Origin of the sequence: Kocuria subflava (genome assembly GCF_012163155.1) — a bacterium.
GTDB lineage: Bacteria > Actinomycetota > Actinomycetes > Actinomycetales > Micrococcaceae > Kocuria > Kocuria subflava.
Map to the genome: position 1 here is coordinate 1 of NZ_JAAVUN010000166.1, position 608 is coordinate 608.

Annotated in this window: 1 protein-coding gene; it reads right to left on the reverse strand. The window is 70.9% G+C overall.

Features of this window, described 5'->3' with window-relative positions:
• Window positions 1–608 (reverse strand): phosphatase (locus GTW58_RS13565; protein ID WP_168023610.1); only part of this gene is annotated, 608 nt, incomplete at both ends.

Sequence of the window (608 nt, forward strand, 5' to 3'; positions counted from 1 at the left end):
CGCGGGGTCGTTGCAGCCGCCGACCGCGACGACCGAATACCCGCGGGTTCCCGCCGCGCCGGCCATGCCGTGATCCGTGACGACCAGATCGGGCAGCGGTGCGCTCGGATCAGCACGGTGGGCCGCTTCCAGCTGGTCCAGGACCAGGTCCATGGGCTCGGGCCGGTGCGTGTGCCGCAGGCCGCCGTACTGTTCGACCATCACGACGTCGCCCACGGCCCGGACATCACCCGTGTCCCAGGGGATCCCGCCGTCGATCGTGAGCACCTGAGCCCCCGCCTCCCGGGTGGCCTGGGCCATCGGCGCGTAGACCGCCGGCATCGCGGCCGGGTGGGCGGTCGCGAACAAGATGCTTCCGCGCTCGCGGACCACCCGCCCGAACACGTCCGCGTACCGCTCCAGCGCGGTGACGCACAATTCCGCGCTGATGGTGTCCTGACCCTGCTCGTGGGACCGATCGGGGCTGATGCCGACCTTGTCCACCATGAGTTCGAAGACCGAGTCCCAGGTGTCCTCCGGGCCGGCGGGAATGCCCATGTACTGGTGCTCGGAGCCGGCCAGGAAGTCGTGGATGGTGCGCAGGTTCGCTTCGCGCGGGGTGGCGACCT